The 14,846-nt window shown below is 73.4% G+C and carries 16 protein-coding genes and 1 pseudogene; 3 read left to right on the top strand and 14 right to left on the bottom strand.

Annotated elements, in window-relative coordinates:
• Positions 1-13: 13 nt before the first annotated feature.
• Positions 14-865, top strand: a pseudogene (locus J7523_RS00235) (EamA family transporter); the annotation flags it as partial.
• Positions 866-996: 131 nt separating this feature from the next.
• Here J7523_RS00235 and ispF read toward each other — a convergent pair.
• The 3 genes from ispF to J7523_RS00220 are packed head-to-tail and all read right to left on the bottom strand — an operon-like array spanning position 997 to position 2,811.
• Positions 997-1,494, bottom strand: coding sequence for a 2-C-methyl-D-erythritol 2,4-cyclodiphosphate synthase (gene ispF, locus J7523_RS00230; protein WP_291881039.1), 498 nt, complete (start codon positions 1,492-1,494; stop codon positions 997-999).
• Positions 1,491-2,312, bottom strand: coding sequence for a 2-C-methyl-D-erythritol 4-phosphate cytidylyltransferase (ispD, locus tag J7523_RS00225; RefSeq protein ID WP_291881037.1), 822 nt, complete (start codon positions 2,310-2,312; stop codon positions 1,491-1,493). The genes ispF and ispD overlap by 4 nt, the downstream gene beginning before the upstream one ends.
• Positions 2,313-2,328: 16 nt before the next feature.
• Positions 2,329-2,811, bottom strand: a complete 483-nt coding sequence (locus tag J7523_RS00220; RefSeq protein ID WP_203757377.1) for a CarD family transcriptional regulator — start codon at positions 2,809-2,811, stop codon at positions 2,329-2,331.
• Positions 2,812-3,131: 320 nt separating this feature from the next.
• On the opposite strand from J7523_RS00220, the gene J7523_RS00215 reads away from it, so the two are divergent.
• Positions 3,132-3,692 carry a hypothetical protein gene (locus J7523_RS00215; protein ID WP_291881032.1) on the top strand — a complete coding sequence of 187 codons (561 nt, stop codon included), beginning with the start codon at positions 3,132-3,134 and terminating at the stop codon, positions 3,690-3,692.
• Positions 3,693-3,842: 150 nt separating this feature from the next.
• Here J7523_RS00215 and pstB read toward each other — a convergent pair whose 3' ends face one another.
• The 10 genes from pstB to J7523_RS00165 form a co-directional block, all read right to left on the bottom strand.
• On the bottom strand, positions 3,843-4,622 hold the full coding sequence (gene pstB / locus J7523_RS00210) for a phosphate ABC transporter ATP-binding protein PstB (RefSeq protein ID WP_291881031.1): 780 nt from the start codon (positions 4,620-4,622) through the stop codon (positions 3,843-3,845).
• A 34-nt stretch (positions 4,623-4,656) separates the two neighbouring features.
• Entirely contained in the window at positions 4,657-5,610 is a 954-nt protein-coding gene (gene pstA, locus J7523_RS00205; RefSeq protein WP_291881029.1) for a phosphate ABC transporter permease PstA, read from the bottom strand.
• A 1-nt stretch (position 5,611) separates the two neighbouring features.
• Positions 5,612-6,595 carry a phosphate ABC transporter permease subunit PstC gene (gene pstC, locus J7523_RS00200; protein WP_291881646.1) on the bottom strand — a complete coding sequence of 328 codons (984 nt, stop codon included), beginning with the start codon at positions 6,593-6,595 and terminating at the stop codon, positions 5,612-5,614.
• 114 nt (positions 6,596-6,709) lie between these two features.
• Positions 6,710-7,822, bottom strand: coding sequence for a phosphate ABC transporter substrate-binding protein PstS (locus J7523_RS00195; protein WP_291881027.1), 1,113 nt, complete (start codon positions 7,820-7,822; stop codon positions 6,710-6,712).
• A 192-nt stretch (positions 7,823-8,014) separates the two neighbouring features.
• The gene (locus tag J7523_RS00190) at positions 8,015-8,734 is read right to left on the bottom strand and encodes a response regulator transcription factor (protein ID WP_291881025.1); all 720 of its coding nucleotides are present in this window, start codon (positions 8,732-8,734) and stop codon (positions 8,015-8,017) included.
• Entirely contained in the window at positions 8,731-10,032 is a 1,302-nt protein-coding gene (locus J7523_RS00185) for an ATP-binding protein (RefSeq protein WP_291881023.1), read from the bottom strand. The genes J7523_RS00190 and J7523_RS00185 overlap by 4 nt, the downstream gene beginning before the upstream one ends.
• Before the next feature lie 125 nt (positions 10,033-10,157).
• Complete coding sequence (locus tag J7523_RS00180) at positions 10,158-10,640, bottom strand: DUF1269 domain-containing protein (RefSeq protein ID WP_291881022.1); 483 nt, start codon at positions 10,638-10,640, stop codon at positions 10,158-10,160.
• A 12-nt stretch (positions 10,641-10,652) separates the two neighbouring features.
• Entirely contained in the window at positions 10,653-11,015 is a 363-nt protein-coding gene (locus J7523_RS00175; protein WP_291881020.1) for an SHOCT domain-containing protein, read from the bottom strand.
• A gap of 9 nt (positions 11,016-11,024) precedes the next feature.
• On the bottom strand, positions 11,025-11,468 hold the full coding sequence (locus tag J7523_RS00170) for a DUF6325 family protein (protein ID WP_291881018.1): 444 nt from the start codon (positions 11,466-11,468) through the stop codon (positions 11,025-11,027).
• Between the two features lie 18 nt (positions 11,469-11,486).
• The gene (locus J7523_RS00165) at positions 11,487-11,888 is read right to left on the bottom strand and encodes a hypothetical protein (protein WP_291881017.1); all 402 of its coding nucleotides are present in this window, start codon (positions 11,886-11,888) and stop codon (positions 11,487-11,489) included.
• Positions 11,889-12,053: 165 nt separating this feature from the next.
• Here J7523_RS00165 and J7523_RS00160 point away from each other — a divergent pair, with 165 nt between their 5' ends.
• On the top strand, positions 12,054-12,281 hold the full coding sequence (locus J7523_RS00160) for a hypothetical protein (protein ID WP_291881015.1): 228 nt from the start codon (positions 12,054-12,056) through the stop codon (positions 12,279-12,281).
• Here J7523_RS00160 and J7523_RS00155 read toward each other — a convergent pair.
• Entirely contained in the window at positions 12,274-14,838 is a 2,565-nt protein-coding gene (locus tag J7523_RS00155) for a LuxR C-terminal-related transcriptional regulator (protein ID WP_291881013.1), read from the bottom strand. The two genes, J7523_RS00160 and J7523_RS00155, sit on opposite strands and share 8 nt — an antisense overlap.
• Positions 14,839-14,846: the final 8 nt, after the last annotated feature.

Here is a 14,846-nt window from a genome sequence, read left to right as displayed (position 1 = left end):
GCATGGTGCCGTCATGCCTGCTCGCGACCGACTCCTCGCCGTCCTCGTCGCGGTCGCCTGGGGCCTGAACTTCCCGGCGATCCACCTGTCCCTGCAGCAGTTCCCGCCGTTCCTGCTCGTCGCGCTGCGGTTCACGCTCCTCGCCGTGCCGACCCTGCTGTGGGTCCGCCGGCCGTCGGCGCCGTGGCGGTGGGTGCTGCTCTACGGGCTCGGGTTCGGGGTGCTGCAGTTCGTGTTCCTCTACCTCGCGATGGACTCCGGGATGCCCACCGGGCTCGCCTCGCTCGTGCTGCAGTCGTCCGCGCCGTTCACGGTGCTGCTCGCCGCCGGCTTCCTGCGCGAGCGGGTCACCGGCCGGCAGGCGCTCGGTGTCGCCGTGGCCGTCGCGGGTCTCGGCGGCATCGCCGTGCACCGGGCCGGGCTCGACGGCGGCGCGACGCTGCTCCCCGTGGTCCTCACGCTGTGCGGCGGCCTCGGCTGGGCGACCGGCAACCTCGGCAACCGGCTCGCGATGCAGCACGCACCCGGCGAGGGCTTCCGGCTGATGCTGTGGATGTCGGTCGTGCCGCCGATCCCGCTGGCGGCGCTCTCGCTCGCCGTCGAGGGGCCGAGCCGGATCGCCGCCTCCTTCCACGGACTCACGACCCGCACCGGCCTGCTGGCCCTCGCCGGGCTCGCGTTCACGGTGCTCGTCGCGACCGTGGGCGGCTCGGGGGTCTGGACGACGCTCATGGGACGCCACCCGTCGAGCACCGTCGCTCCGTTCTCGATGCTCGTGCCCGTCGTGGGCATCGGTGCCTCGTGGCTGCTCCTGCGCGAGGGGACCGAACCCGCAGAGCTCGTGTGGGGAGCGCTCGTCGTCGCGGGCGTGCTGCTGGGGTCGACGCGTGGACGGCGGAGGGCCGCGATGCCGGCCGCGTCCGGCGTGCCGTCGGAGGCGGCGTCGGGTCGGTCGTCGGACGTCGCCGCCGGCCGCCGGTCGGGCGGCCCGTCGGGTCAGGCCGCGGGCGAGGGCACGACGAGCGCCGTGGCGATCGCCGCGACGCCCTCGCCGCGCCCGGTGAGCCCGAGCCCGTCCGTCGTCGTCGCCGAGACGCTCACGGGCCCGCCCGCGGCCGACGACAGCGCCGCCTCGGCCTCCGCGCGCCGCTGACCGATCCGCGGCCGGTTCCCGATCACCTGCACGACGACGTTCCCGACCTCGAACCCGGCCGCCCGCACCCGTCGCGCGGCCTCCGCGAGCAGCACCGCACCCGCGGCCCCGGCCCACTCCGGCTCGGACGTCCCGAAGTTCGATCCCAGGTCGCCGAGGCCGGCGGCGGACAGCAGCGCGTCCGCCGCCGCGTGGGCCGCGACGTCGGCGTCCGAGTGCCCGGCCAACGGTCGCTCCCCCGGCCAGGCGAGCCCGGCGAGGTGCAGGACGGCGTCCGGCGCGGGGTCCGGGTCGTAGGCGTGCACGTCCACGCCGATGCCGGTGCGGGGCAGGACGGTCATCGGGCCTCCGGGGCCGTCTCGGGGACGCGGTGCGCCGCCGGGCCCGTGCCGGGGTCGTCACGCAGCAGGAGCTCGGCGATCGCGAGGTCCCGCGGCGTGGTGATCTTCGCGGCCCGCTCGTCGCCGTCGACGACCCACACCGCGCCGCCCAGCCGCTCCACGAGCCCTGCGTCGTCGGACGCGGCGAGCGCCTCGTCGTACGCGTGCGCGGCGGCCTCGTCGTGGGCGGCCCGGAGCAGGTCGAAGGCGAATCCCTGCGGCGTCTGCACGGCACGCAGCCGGTCCCGGTCCACGGTCGCGACGACGCGTCGCGCCGGCACGCCGCCGTCCTCCGGGGCGTCGACCTGCTTGATCGTGTCGGTGACGGGCAGCCCGGGGATGACGGCGGTGCGACCCGCCCGGACGGCGTCGATGACCCGGCCGACGAGCTCCTCGGGGACGAGCGGGCGCGCCGCGTCGTGCACCAGCACCACCGACGGGACCGCCCCGGCAGTCCCACCGTCCGACGAGGCGGGAGCCCCGAGCACGGCCAGCGCCGCGGCGACGGACGCCTGCCGGGTCACGCCACCCGCCACGACGACCACGCGCACGTCGCCCGCGAGCCCCGTGAGGCTGCGTTCGACGTGCGCGACGTGGTCCGCGGGTGCGGTGACGACGAGCGTCTCGATGCGCTCCCCGTCGCCGGCGCGCGCCGCCAGGAGGCGACGGGCGGCATGACGCACGAGCGGCTCCCCCGCCAACGGGACGAGGGCCTTCGGCAGGGCATGCCCGAGCCGGGACCCGCTCCCGGCAGCGGTCAGGACGGCAGCGACGCTCACCTGAGGTGCGTGCGCGTCAGGACGCGAGGACCTCGTCGAGGATCGCCTCAGCCTTGTCCTCCTCGGTGTGCTCCGCGAGAGCGAGCTCCGAGACGAGGATCTGACGGGCCTTGGCGAGCATGCGCTTCTCACCCGCGGACAGACCGCGGTCGGCGTCACGACGCGAGAGGTCGCGGACGACCTCCGCGACCTTGATGACGTCACCGGACGCGAGCTTCTCGAGGTTCGCCTTGTAGCGGCGCGACCAGTTGGTCGGCTCCTCGGTGTACGGCGCGCGCAGCACGTCGAAGACCTTCTCGAGGCCCTCCTGCCCGACGACGTCCCGCACACCCACGAGGTCGACGTTCTCCGCCGGCACCTCGATTGTCAGGTCCCCCTGAGCGACCTTGAGCTTGAGGTAGATCTTGTCCTCTCCGCGGATGGTCCTGGTCTTGATCTCTTCGATCAATGCCGCACCGTGGTGCGGGTAGACAACGGTCTCCCCAACAGTGAAAGTCATCTGCAGGTGTCCCCTTTCGCAGAGGACTATCTTATCACGCGGAATTTTGGCCCTGGACGGCGCGTCGACTGCATCGTTGCAGGTCAGAGACGTGACACGGAGATCGTGCCAGGTCGTCGGGCGGCCGGGCGGGACCTTGGACCGGCCGGCTCGGGCACCCTGACGGGTACCGTGGACGCGCGTCTGCCCCGACCCGCGGGGGCGGCTAGGCTTGCGGCGGACCGCACCCGCACCGCACCTGCAGCGCGCCACCGGTCCGACCGCATCGTCCGCGACCGGCCCCGCGCCCAGCGGCGCGCCCGACGCCCCGAGGAGTCACCGTGACCTCGCTCCGCCCCCGCACCCGCCGCCTGCTGGCCCTCACCGGCGGCGCCGTCGTCGTCGGGCTGGTCCTCGCCGGCTGCTCGGCCACCAACCCGATGACCACCGAGAACGAGTACAGCGCCTCGGACGGCGTGCGCTTCACGCTCGGTGACGTCCGCGGCACGAACCTGCTGGTCCTCAGCGAGGGCAAGGGGGACGTCGGTCGGCTCGAAGGTGCGCTCGTCAACGACGGCGACGACGACCAGACCGTGACGCTGACGTTCGGCGACGCGGACCCGACGACCCTCGAGCTCGGCCCCAAGGAGACGCTGCTGCTCGACGGCTCCGACGAGGACGGTCACGCGAACGTCGTCATCACCGCCGTCGAGGTCTCGCCGGGCGAGGTCGCCCCGCTCACAGTCAAGACCGGCAGCGGCGGCTCGATCACGTTCGACGTCCCGGTGCTCGACGGCACGCTGCCCGAGTACGCGAGCGCGGTGCCGACGCAGGAGCCGACGCCGTCCGACGAGCCCACCTCGTCGGACGAGGCGACGCCCTCGCCGTCGGCCAGCTCCTGAGCTCCAGGCGGTAACCGGCGACCCGGACACGACGAAGCGGCGGGACCTGCCCTCGGGGCGGATCCCGCCGCTTCGTCCTTCACAGCCCGCCTCCCCCGGGGCGGGACGGCCACGTGCACGCGGTCGGGCGCGTCCGTCAGCCGCGCACGGTCAGCCGAAGCGGCCGGAGATGTAGTCCTCCGTGGCCTGCTCGCGCGGCGACGAGAAGATCGTCGACGTGTCGTCGATCTCCACGAGACGGCCGGGCTGGCCCGTCGCGGCGAGGTTGAAGAACGCCGTCCGGTCGGACACGCGCGCCGCCTGCTGCATGTTGTGCGTGACGATCACGATCGTGTAGTCCGACTTGAGCTCGGCGATGAGGTCCTCGATGGCGAGGGTCGAGATGGGGTCGAGCGCGGAGCACGGCTCGTCCATGAGCAGCACCTGCGGCTTCACGGCGATGGCGCGCGCGATGCACAGACGCTGCTGCTGGCCGCCGGACAGGCCCGAGCCAGGACGGTTGAGCCGGTCCTTGACCTCGTTCCAGAGGTTCGCGGAACGCAGCGACGTCTCCACGACCTCCTCGGCGTCCGACTTCGAGATGCGCTTGTTGTTGAGCCGGACGCCCGCGAGCACGTTGTCCGCGATGGACATCGTCGGGAACGGGTTCGGGCGCTGGAACACCATGCCCACCTGGCGGCGGACCGCGACCGGGTCGACGTCCGCGCCGTACAGGTCGATGCCGTCCATCGCGACCGTGCCCTGCACGTGCGCGCCGGGGATCACCTCGTGCATGCGGTTGAGCGTCCGCAGGAACGTCGACTTGCCGCACCCGGACGGGCCGATGAACGCGGTGACCGACCGCGGGTCCACGGACATCTCCACGTTCGCGACCGCGAGGAAGTCGCTGTAGTAGATGTTGAGGTCCTTGACGTCGATGCGCTGTGCCATGGTCGTTCTCCTTGAAGGGCCGGGCTGGTGGGCGTCAGGCCCGGGTCTTGGGGGCGAACCAGCGGCTCACGCCGCGCGCCACGAGGTTGAGCAGCATCACGAGGATGATCAGGACGAGCGCGGCGCTCCACGCGCGGTCGTAGTTGATCGTCGGGATGCAGGCGGCGTCGCCGGGGGTGCAGGGCACCAGGCCCGCGGCGTACTGCCGGTAGACGTAGACCGGCAGCGTCATCATGTTGCCCTCGAACGGGTCCCGGTTGATCGAGTCCGTCGCGCCGACCGTGATGAGCAGCGGGGCGGTCTCGCCGATGACGCGCGCGATCGCGATCATCACGCCGGTCGTGATGCCCGCGACGGCGGTGCGGAGCACGACCCGGATGATCGTCAGCCACTTCGGCACGCCGAGGGCCAGCGACGCCTCGCGCAGCTCGTTCGGGACGAGCCGCAGCATCTCCTCCGTCGAGCGGATGACGATCGGGATCATCAGCACCGACAGGGCGACGGCGCCGACGAACCCGCTGCGCGAGTCCGGGCCGGCCACCAGGTAGAACAGCGAGAACGCGAACAGGCCGGCGACGATCGACGGGATGCCGGTCATGACGTCGACGAAGAACGTCACCGACCGGGCCAGCGCGCCGGACCCGTACTCGACGAGGTACACGGCCGTGAGGATGCCGATCGGCACCGAGATGAGCGCGGCGAGGCCCGTGATGAGGATCGTGCCGAGCAGCGCGTGGTAGACGCCGCCGGCATCCATGCCGCCGTACACGTTGCGCATCGAGTGCGTGAGGAAGTACAGGTCGAACCGGCCGAGGCCGTTCGCGAGCACGCTCCAGACGAGCGAGACCAGCGGGATCATCGCGAGCACGAACGCCGCGTAGATGAGCCCCCGCATGACGCGGTCCTTGCGCCGGCGCGCCGGGTCGACCTGCGTCAGGGCGAGACGGAGCGCCGACGCGTCGGGCGTGAGGGTGTCGGTGGCGGCCACGTCAGTTCGCTCCCGAGAAGTCCTTGCGCCGCGCGATGATCGCGCGCGCAGCCAGATTGACGAGCAGCGTGATGACGAAGAGCGCGAGGCCGGTCGCGATCAACGTCGAGCGGCCGATGTCGTTCGCGTCGTTGAAGCGGGCGGCGATGTTCGCCGCGATCGTCTGCTGCTGGGACGCGACGAGCAGCTTGAACGAGTAGAGCAGGCCGGGCGACAGGATCATGAGCACCGCCATCGTCTCGCCGAGCGCGCGGCCCAGGCCGAGCATCGCCGCCGACGTGACGCCCGAGCGGCCGAAGGGCAGGACCGCCATGCGGATGAGCTCCCAGCGCGTCGCCCCGAGGGCCAGCGCCGCCTCCTCGTGCAGCCGCGGCGTCTGCAGGAACACCTCACGGCTCACCGCCGTGATGATCGGCAGGATCATCACCGCCAGCACGATCGACGTCGTCATGAGCACGCGCGGCGGGTTCGAGGCGTTGCCGTGCGCGTCACCGGCGAACAGCGGGATCCAGCCGAGGTAGTCGACCAGGAACTGCCAGACGGGCTGCACCTTCGGCGCGAGCACCATGACGCCCCACAGGCCGAACACGACCGACGGGATCGCGGCGAGCAGGTCCACGACGTACCCGAGCGCGTTCGCCATGCGGCGCGGCGCGTAGTGCGAGATGAACAGCGCGATGCCGACCGCGATCGGCACGGCGACCACCAGCGACACGATCGCGGCGAGGATCGTGCCGAAGATCAGCGGGCCGACGACCGACCACAGGGTGCCGTCCTTCGGGATCCACGGGATCTCCGAGGCCAGGTCCGGGTGGGTCAGCGCGGGCATGGCCTCGATGATCAGGAAGATCGCGACCGAGGCGAGCGTGGCCAGGATGAGCATCCCCGACCCGACGGCGACGTACCGGAAGCTGCGGTCGAGGCCGCGGTCGGCCGGGCGCGAACGGCGCCGGGGCGTGCGGACGGGCGTGACCGGCGGGGTCATCGCTGTCGTGGGCGAAGCCAACAGACTGCTCCTGTCGGGGGTGAGGGTGCGGCGTCGTCCGGCGGCCGCCAGGTCGTGCCCTGGCCGGCCGCCGGACGACGGCGGTGCGATCGACTACTTCTTGACGGAGATCGCGTCGATCGAGGCCTGGACGTCCGCGCGCAGCGTGTCCGAGATCGCGGCGGAGCCGGCGGCCGTCGCAGCCTTCTCCTGGCCCTCGGCGCTCGCCACGTAGGTCGCGTAGCCCTTGATCAGGTCGACCTTGTCCTGGCTGTCGTAGGTGTTGCAGACCACCAGGTAGGACACGAGGATCGCCGGGTACGCGCCCGACTCGGTCGTCGTGCGGTCGACCTTGATGACGATGTCGCCCTCGCCGCGGGCGTCGTCGCGCGGGGAGACGTCGACCGTCTTGGCGGCGGCGTCCGCCGTCGGGGCGACGAACTCCGAACCGACACCGAGCGAGACCTTGCCGAGGTCACCGACGGCCGACGCGTCCGCGTAGCCGATGGTGCCGGTCGCGGCCTGGATCGTCTGGACGACCCCCGACGTGCCGTTCGCGCCCTGGCCGACCTGCACCGGCCACGTGTTGGAGACCTCGTACGTCCACACGCTCGGCGCCGTCTTGGACAGGTAGTCCTGGAAGTTCTTCGACGTGCCCGAGTCGTCCGAGCGGTGCACCACCGTGATCGCGCCGGTCAGCGTCGCGTCCGGGTTGAGGGCCGTGATGGCCGCGTCGTCCCACGTCGTGATGGTGCCGTTGAAGATCTTCGCGACCACGTCCGCGCTCAGGTTGAGCTCCTTGACGCCGTCGATGTTGAACGCGACGGCGATCGGGCTGATGTACACCGGCAGGTCTGTGCCCGAGCCGCCGAAGCAGCGGTCCGTCGAGGAGGCGAGCTCCTCGTCGTTCAGGGCGCTGTCCGAGCCGGCGAGGTCGAGCGACGAGTCGAGGAAGCCCTTGCGGCCCGCACCCGAGTCGGTGGTCGTGTAGTTGACGGTGACGTTCGGGTTGGCCGTCTGGAAGCCGGCGACCCACGCCTGCTGCGCCTTCTCCTGCGCGCTGGAGCCACCGCCGTTCAGCGTGCCGCTCAGGGTCGAGACCGGGGCGTCCGAACCGGTCGCGGCAGGGGCGTCCGTCGGGTTGTCCGAACCGCACGCCGACAGCGCGAGGGCGAGGGTGCCGACGAGGGCAACCGAGCCGATGCGGCCGAGGAGGGGGAGCTTCACTGTGGTCCGTCCTGTCGATCATGTGCGCACCGGGGTGTGCGCGGCATGGCCGAAGGTAGGAACCGCACGTGACCGGCCGGGCTGTCGCAGGTGAACCGCGGGTGAACGCTGGCCGACGAGTCCGGACACGTGTCCGGGAACGACGAAGGCCCGTGCGCAGATCACACGGGCCTTCGAGACGAACCGGACGTCTCAGTCTTCTTCCGTCAGCTTGTAGCCGAGTCCCCTCACGGTCACCAGCAGGACCGGGTTCGCGGGGTCGAGCTCGATCTTGGCGCGGACCCGCTTCACGTGGACGTCGAGCGTCTTGGTGTCGCCGACGTAGTCGGAGCCCCAGATCCGGTCGATGAGCTGGCCGCGGGTCAGCACGCGGCCCGCGTTGCGGAGCAGCATCTCGAGCAGCTCGAACTCCTTGAGCGGGAACGCGACGAGCTCGCCGCGCACGTGCACGGTGTGCCGCTCGACGTCCATCCGCACGGGGCCGGACACGAGCAGCTCGTCGTCGTCGGGCTCGGCCGACGACCCCGCCGGGGCGCCGACGGCGACGGGCGCCTCGCGACGACGCAGCACGGCCCGCACGCGGGCGAGCAGCTCGCGCGACGAGTACGGCTTGGTCACGTAGTCGTCGGCGCCGAGCTCCAGGCCGACGACCTTGTCGATCTCGTCGTCCTTGGCCGTGAGCATGATGACCGGGACGTCGCTCGTCAGGCGCAGCCGGCGGCAGACCTCCGTGCCCGGCAGACCCGGGAGCATGAGGTCGAGCAGCACGAGGTCCGCGCCGTGCTCGTCGAACTGCTCGAGCGCCTCAGGCCCGGACGCCGCGGTGAGCACCTCGAAGCCCTCACGCTCCAGCTGGTACGTGAGCGGGTCGCGGTACGAGTCCTCGTCCTCGACGACGAGGATGCGGGTCATGAGGCGCTCCGGCGCACGGTGGGGGCTCCTTGGTCGTGGGGCTCGTGGGGCCTGGCCGGGTCGTCGGCCGGGTCGGCAGGTGTCGGCAGGCTCAGGACGGCGGACGGCGGGTCCGGCACCGCGACGGTCGTCGGGGCGGCGGGAGCGACGGGCTGGCCGGTCTCGCCGACCTCGGCCCGGGGCAGGCGCAGCGTGAACGTCGAGCCGCGGCCGGGCTGGGACCAGACGGTCACGTCACCGCCGTGGTCCGCGGCGACGTGCTTGACGATCGACAGGCCGAGGCCGGTGCCTCCCGTCGCACGGGCGCGGGCCGGGTCGACGCGGTAGAACCGCTCGAACACGCGCTCCTGCTCCGCCGACGAGATGCCGATGCCCTCGTCGACCACCGCGATCTCCACCAGGCCGTCCTGCTCGCGCACGCCGACGCCGACGTGCGCGGCCTCGCCCGAGTAGGCGACCGCGTTGTCGAGCAGGTTGCGCACGGCGGTGACGAGCAGGTCGCGGTTGCCGAACACCTGGGTGCCCTGCTGACCGCCGATGTCGAGCCGCACGTGCTTCGCCTCGGCGGTGGTGCGGGCCCGGTCGACGGCCTCGGCGACGACCTCGTCGACCTGCACGATCGCCGGCTGGCCGAGCGCACCGGCGACCTGCAGGCGGGACAGCTCGATGATCTCGTGCACCAGCGCCGACAGGCGCGTGGCCTCCGACTGCATGCGGCCCGCGAACCGGCGGACCGCCGTCGGGTCGTCGGCCGCGTCCTCGATGGTCTCGGCGAGCAGCGAGATCGCGCCGACGGGCGTCTTGAGCTCGTGCGACACGTTGACGACGAAGTCGCGGCGGATCGCCTCGAGCCGGCGCGCCTGCGTCTGGTCCTCCGCGAGCACGAGCAGGTGCTTGTCGCTGACCTGGGCCACCCGGACCTGCACGAGCAGCACGCCGGGGCCGACGGGACCGCGCGGCACCTCGAGCTCCTCGTCGACGATCACGCCGTCGCGGCGGACCTGCGCGACGAGGTCACGGATCGCGGCCGGGGCGATGCGGCCGTCGCGCACGAGGCCGAGCGCGTGAGCCGGCGCGCTGGCGCGCACCACGAGGTCGTCCTCGTCGAGCACCACGGCCGCCGAGCGCAGCACCGCGAGCGTCCGCACCACGCCGTCGTCGACCACGGGGGCGGGCGCGTCGGGCACGCGGCGCTGGACGCGCTCGCTCCACCGGAACGCCCAGATCGCGCCGGCCCCCACGAGCACGCCGAGCACACCCGCGACGAGCAGGCCGATGCCGTCGTAGAACACGTCCACGGGCCCACAGTAAGCCGCGAGGACGTGCGCCCCGGCCGTCGGACGCCGACGGCGCGAGGCCGTCGACGAGCGTTCATCGACCGTTCACCGAGGCACACGTCGCCCGTGACCTGCGGGAGGTGGTGTCAGCCGAACGTCTCCATGAGCAGCGACTTCTCCGCCTCCGTGAGGTTGGTCGCCACGAGCGTCGAGTGCAGGCCGTGGAACCGCTCGCCGAGGCGATCCATGTCGCCCTCCGTGGTGACCGCGCAGAGCATCGAGGTGCCGGGCGTGACCTGGTCGCGGATGGTCTGCAGCTGGTCCTCGTTGAGCCCCACGGCCGACACCGCCTTGCCGATCGCGCCGAGCGCCGCACCGGCCGCCGCACCCAGCACGGGGACGAAGAACAGCGTGCCGAACAGGAGGCCCCAGAAGGCACCCCAGCCCGTGCCGCGGAGCTTGTCCTCGTTGGTGTGGTGCATGTCCGGTCGGGCCGCACCGTCGGGCCACGTGATGATCGCGCGGTCGAGCACCTTGACGAGCCGGTCCTGCTCCGCGCTCTTGAGCGCGTCCGCGGCGTGCTGCGCGCCGTCCGGGGTGTCGAACTTCCAGGCGGTGAACGTCGTCATCGTCGTCTCCTCTCAGCCGATCAGCTTCGCCTTGGCCGCCGCGAACTCCGCGTCGTCGAGCACCCCGGCGGAGTGCAGGTCCGCGAGCTGCTTGAGCTTGGCGATCAGGGGGTCCTCGGCCGGCGCCGGTGCCGGCGCGGGGGCGGGGGCGGGGGCCGCGGCCTGCGCCTGCGCGACGGCCTGCCGGGCGGCCTCGTCGAGCGCCGCCTGCTGCTGCTGGGCCTCCCACTGCTGCTGCTCGTAGGAGGCGGCCTCCTTGTTGGCCTGGTGCCGGTTCACCGCACCGACGGTCGCCGAGGCGGTCCCGGCGATGACGGCGGTGCGGGCGGCGGTGCCGATGAGTCCGGGGCGTCCCAGACGGCGGAGCGGTGGCATGGCGATCTCCTACTCGGTGAGGTTCTGGGCGGTGGCCTCGTCGAGCTCGACGAGGGCGTTGACGACCTCGGCGGGGATCCGCTCCGAGGCCAGGACGATGGCGCCCGCGTCGCGCGCCGCCGCGACGAACCCGCGCGCCCAGACGTGCTCGACGACCGCGACGAGGGCCGAGCCGCCCGGGGGCAGGCCGGCGCCGATCTCGTCGACGTCCTCGCCGCCCGTGAGACCCGCGCCGGCGAGCTCGACGTCGGTGATCTGCAGCTCGTCGCCGAAGTCCTCGACCTCGATGACGGACAGCTCGCCGTCGAGCGACTTGCGCACGACGACAAGGTCGACGACGCGGACGGCGTCGTTCTCGAGGAGGGCGAGGAGCTCGTCGCGCACGCGCTCCGGCACACGCTCCTCGGGGAAGCCGATCGCGTAGAGGTCGACGGGTCCGAACACTTCAGCCATGACTGCTCCTCCGATGTCTCAGGCGAGGCTGCGCTCGACCTCGGCGCCGTGGACGACCAGCGCCCACAGGATCACCACGTCGAGCACGATGACGACGAGCGACCACCACGGCGTGGCCGGCAGGGACACGAACTGGGCGACCATGTTGAGCACCACGAGCACGACCGCCGTGTAGCGGGCCCAGGCGCTCCCCCCGAACAGCGCGAACCCGGCGACGACCAGGAGCAGCCCGAGGAACAGGTGCACCCAGCCCCAGGTGGACACGTCGACGACCGCGACGCCCTCACCGGTCCACCCGATCACCTTCTGCGACGAGAAGGCGGCGACCAGTCCCGCCACGAGGTTGAACAGCCCGACCGTGAGCAGGCCGAACGCCGCGAACCAGACCCAGCCGACCCAACCCGTCACCGTGCGCGCCATGCCGGCCTCCGTCGCCGCTCGCCCTGCGGACGGGGTGCTCCCCGCCGTGGCTCCACTGTTCCCCCGGCGCCGGGACGCTGCCTCACCCGCACGGGGTGAGCCCCGCGCCGCATCTCACCCCGCGCGCGTGAGGCGGTCGCGACCGGCCCGACGGACAGTGGTCGGGTGCTGTACCACATCCGCATCGACGGCAGCCCGCGGGGCGTGGACCTGCGGGACGCACGTCTGCACGACTTCGCGGACATCGTCGAGACGCCGACGGGTACCGGCACGGTGCTGTCGTGCCGCGTGCCGGACAAGGCCGCGCTCACCGGTCTCGTCGCGCTGCTGCACGACCTGGGCCTCGACATCACCGAGCTGCACGTGGTGCCGGAGCCCGACGAGCTCAGATGAGACCGTTCGCCGCGGCCAGACGGACGGCCTCGCGGCGGCCCGCGACGCCGAGCTTGCGGTAGATCGACCGCTGGTGGGTCTTGACGGTGTTGGTCGAGACGAACAGCGCGGCGCCGATCTCGGTGGTGGTCATCGTCGACCGCAGCCGCACCAGCACCTCGTGCTCGCGGGCCGTGAGCTCCCACGCGCGGACGGCCGGGCGTGAGGTGCGGGCGGGCGGCGCCGACGCGAGCAGGCCGGCGACGAACTCCTCGTGCGCGCTGCCCCACGCCAGGTGGTCGACGAGCAGGGCGTGCAGGTCGTCGGCGCGGTCGGCGAACGGGCGGCGCACGCCTTCGGGCGCGGCGACGGCGAGCGCGTGCTCGAGCTCGCGGTGCGCGCCGGCCTCGTCGTGCTGCGCGGACCGCAGCAGCGCCCGGGTGAGTGCGGCCGAGACTTCGACGTGAGCCGGGATCCGGAGGCCGTCGAGCCGGTCGAGGGCGCGGTCCGCGGCGTCCGAGTGGCCCGCGAGCCGTTGCGTCTCGGCCTCCCACACCGTCGCGAGCGGGTGCGCGACGTCGGCGGCCTCGTGGGCGGTCCGCAGCCCGGCCGCGAGGTCGCCGTGCCGCACGTGCGCGACGGTGTCGACCACGCCGAGCACGTCCGCGAACGAGGCCACGGTCCGCCACCGCGGGTCGTCCCCCACCGCGGCGCGGGCACGCGCGAAGCCGGCGCCGTCGTCCTGCGCGAGGCAGACGAGCGCGAGCACCGCCGCCGCCCGGACCGCCACCTCGGGCCGCTGCCGACCGGCGCCGGTCTGGGCGGCGGCCAGGTGCCTGCGCGCGTCGGCGAGCCGGTCCTGCCAGAACGCCGTCACGCCGCGGGCGAGGTGCGCGGCGGCGAGCGCGCTCGTCCGCGTCCAGCCGTGCTCGGCGCCCTGGTCGAGCACGTGCCCCGCGGTGTCGTCGGCCCGGGTGAGCTCGCCGTCGTCCGCGAGCAAGAGGCTCTGCTCCGCGCGGCAGCCTGCGGCGATCGCCGGGAGCCCGTTCGCCGCCGCGACCGTCGCGCCCTCGGTGAGGTGGTCGCGCGCGCGGCGCGTGTCGACGCCGGTCTGCGCCTCGACGCGCCCCACGAGGTACAGGCCGAACGCCCGGGTGGCCGGGTCGACGTCGGGGGCGTCGAGCGCCGGGGTCGCCCACGCCACAGCGGCCGGGGTCTGGCCCGCCGACGACAGCACGGGTCCGAGGAGCCGGCCGACGAGCTCGTCGGTGTCCGACCAGGCCCCCTGCGCCGCGCGGCGGGCGTGCGCGAGCGCGACGAGGTCGCCGTCGCCGTCCTGCACGTCGGCCGCCGCCGCCGCGAGCAGCACGCCCGGGTCGCGCGCGAGCGTCGCGGGGAGCTGTGCGAGGAGCCGCCGGAGCAGGGCCGTGTCGCCCTCGACCAGCAGGTCGGCCCAGTGCGCGTGCAGCAGGCCGGCCGCGACCGCGTCGTCGCCGGCCGCCGACGCGTGCCGGACGGCCGACACCCAGTCCGTCGAGCGGCGGTGCTCGGCGACGAGCCGGTGGGTCGCGACCAGCAGGTCCGGGTCGCGCCGCCCCTGCAGCACCCGGCACTGCGCGGCGAACAGCGCGTGCCAGCGGTACACGGGGCCCTCGTCGCGAGCGTTCGGCACCGTCCGCGTGAGGAACAGGCCGCGGGCGACGCACTCGTCGAGCAGCCGCGCACCGCCGGGGACGAGCCGCTCCGCGAGCACCGGGTCCACCACGTCGTCGACCGTGGCCCGCAGCACGAACTCCGCGAGCGGGGCGGGGAGGCCGTCGAGGACCTCGTCGACCAGGTAGTCCGCGACCGGTACGGCGAGCGCGGGCATGCGCCGGACGCGCGCGCCGGGGTCGTCGCCCGCCGCGAGCGACAGGAGCGACATCCGGACCGCGACCGGCCAGCCGCCCGTCAGCCCGCGCAGCTCCTCGGCCTCGCTCGCGCTGAGCTCCACGCCCGACGACGAGGCGAGCCGCGCGACCTCCGTCCCGTCGAACGCGAGCGCCCGCTCCCGGACCTCGCCGAGCTCGCCGGCGAGGCGCAGCCGGTGCAGCGGCAGCGGCGGGTCGTACCGGCCGGCGAGGACCAGCCGCAGGCCGGGCGGTGCGTAGCGGACGAGCCGGCCGAGCACGTCCCGGACCACGTCGGCGCCGAGCGCCTGCACGTCGTCGACCACGACCACGAGCCCGTCGGGTGCGCGGTCGAGGGCCACGAGCAGCTCGTCGACGGTCCGGGCCGCCCCACCCGGGACCACCGCCGCGACGGCATGCGCGAGGCCGTGCAGCAGGCGGGCGGGGTCGTCGTCGGACGCGTCGAGCGCGAGCCACGCGACGGGCCGGTCGCAGACGGTCGCGGTCCAGGACGCCAGCAGCGTCGACTTGCCGAACCCGGCGGGCGCGACGACGAGCGTGACGCGGTGCCCGGTGACCAGCGCGTCCAGGTCGGCGACCCGGTCCGGCCGTGGCACGACGAAGCCCCCGAGCGTGGGAGCCGTGATCTTGACCCCCGGTGCGCCCACCAACGATGTGATGCCGCTCACACCCAGAA

The organism is Cellulomonas sp., assembly GCF_017744555.1.
In the GTDB taxonomy this organism is placed as follows: Bacteria; Actinomycetota; Actinomycetes; order Actinomycetales; family Cellulomonadaceae; genus Cellulomonas.
The sequence above is the reverse complement of the archived record's forward strand: the minus strand, read 5'-3'. Positions and strand labels throughout refer to the sequence as shown.

Excerpts from the sequence above, each read along its gene's own strand:
- J7523_RS00165 (WP_291881017.1), bottom strand. The coding sequence starts at position 11,888 with ATGGCGCGCACGGTGACGGGTTGGGTCGGCTGGGTCTGGTTCGCGGCG.
- pstC (WP_291881646.1), bottom strand. The coding sequence starts at position 6,595 with ATGACCCCGCCGGTCACGCCCGTCCGCACGCCCCGGCGCCGTTCGCGC.
- J7523_RS00175 (WP_291881020.1), bottom strand. The coding sequence starts at position 11,015 with ATGCCACCGCTCCGCCGTCTGGGACGCCCCGGACTCATCGGCACCGCC.
- J7523_RS00190 (WP_291881025.1), bottom strand. The coding sequence starts at position 8,734 with ATGACCCGCATCCTCGTCGTCGAGGACGAGGACTCGTACCGCGACCCG.
- J7523_RS00170 (WP_291881018.1), bottom strand. The coding sequence starts at position 11,468 with ATGGCTGAAGTGTTCGGACCCGTCGACCTCTACGCGATCGGCTTCCCC.
- J7523_RS00220 (WP_203757377.1), bottom strand. The coding sequence starts at position 2,811 with ATGACTTTCACTGTTGGGGAGACCGTTGTCTACCCGCACCACGGTGCG.
- ispF (WP_291881039.1), bottom strand. The coding sequence starts at position 1,494 with ATGACCGTCCTGCCCCGCACCGGCATCGGCGTGGACGTGCACGCCTAC.
- pstB (WP_291881031.1), bottom strand. The coding sequence starts at position 4,622 with ATGGCACAGCGCATCGACGTCAAGGACCTCAACATCTACTACAGCGAC.
- J7523_RS00180 (WP_291881022.1), bottom strand. The coding sequence starts at position 10,640 with ATGACGACGTTCACCGCCTGGAAGTTCGACACCCCGGACGGCGCGCAG.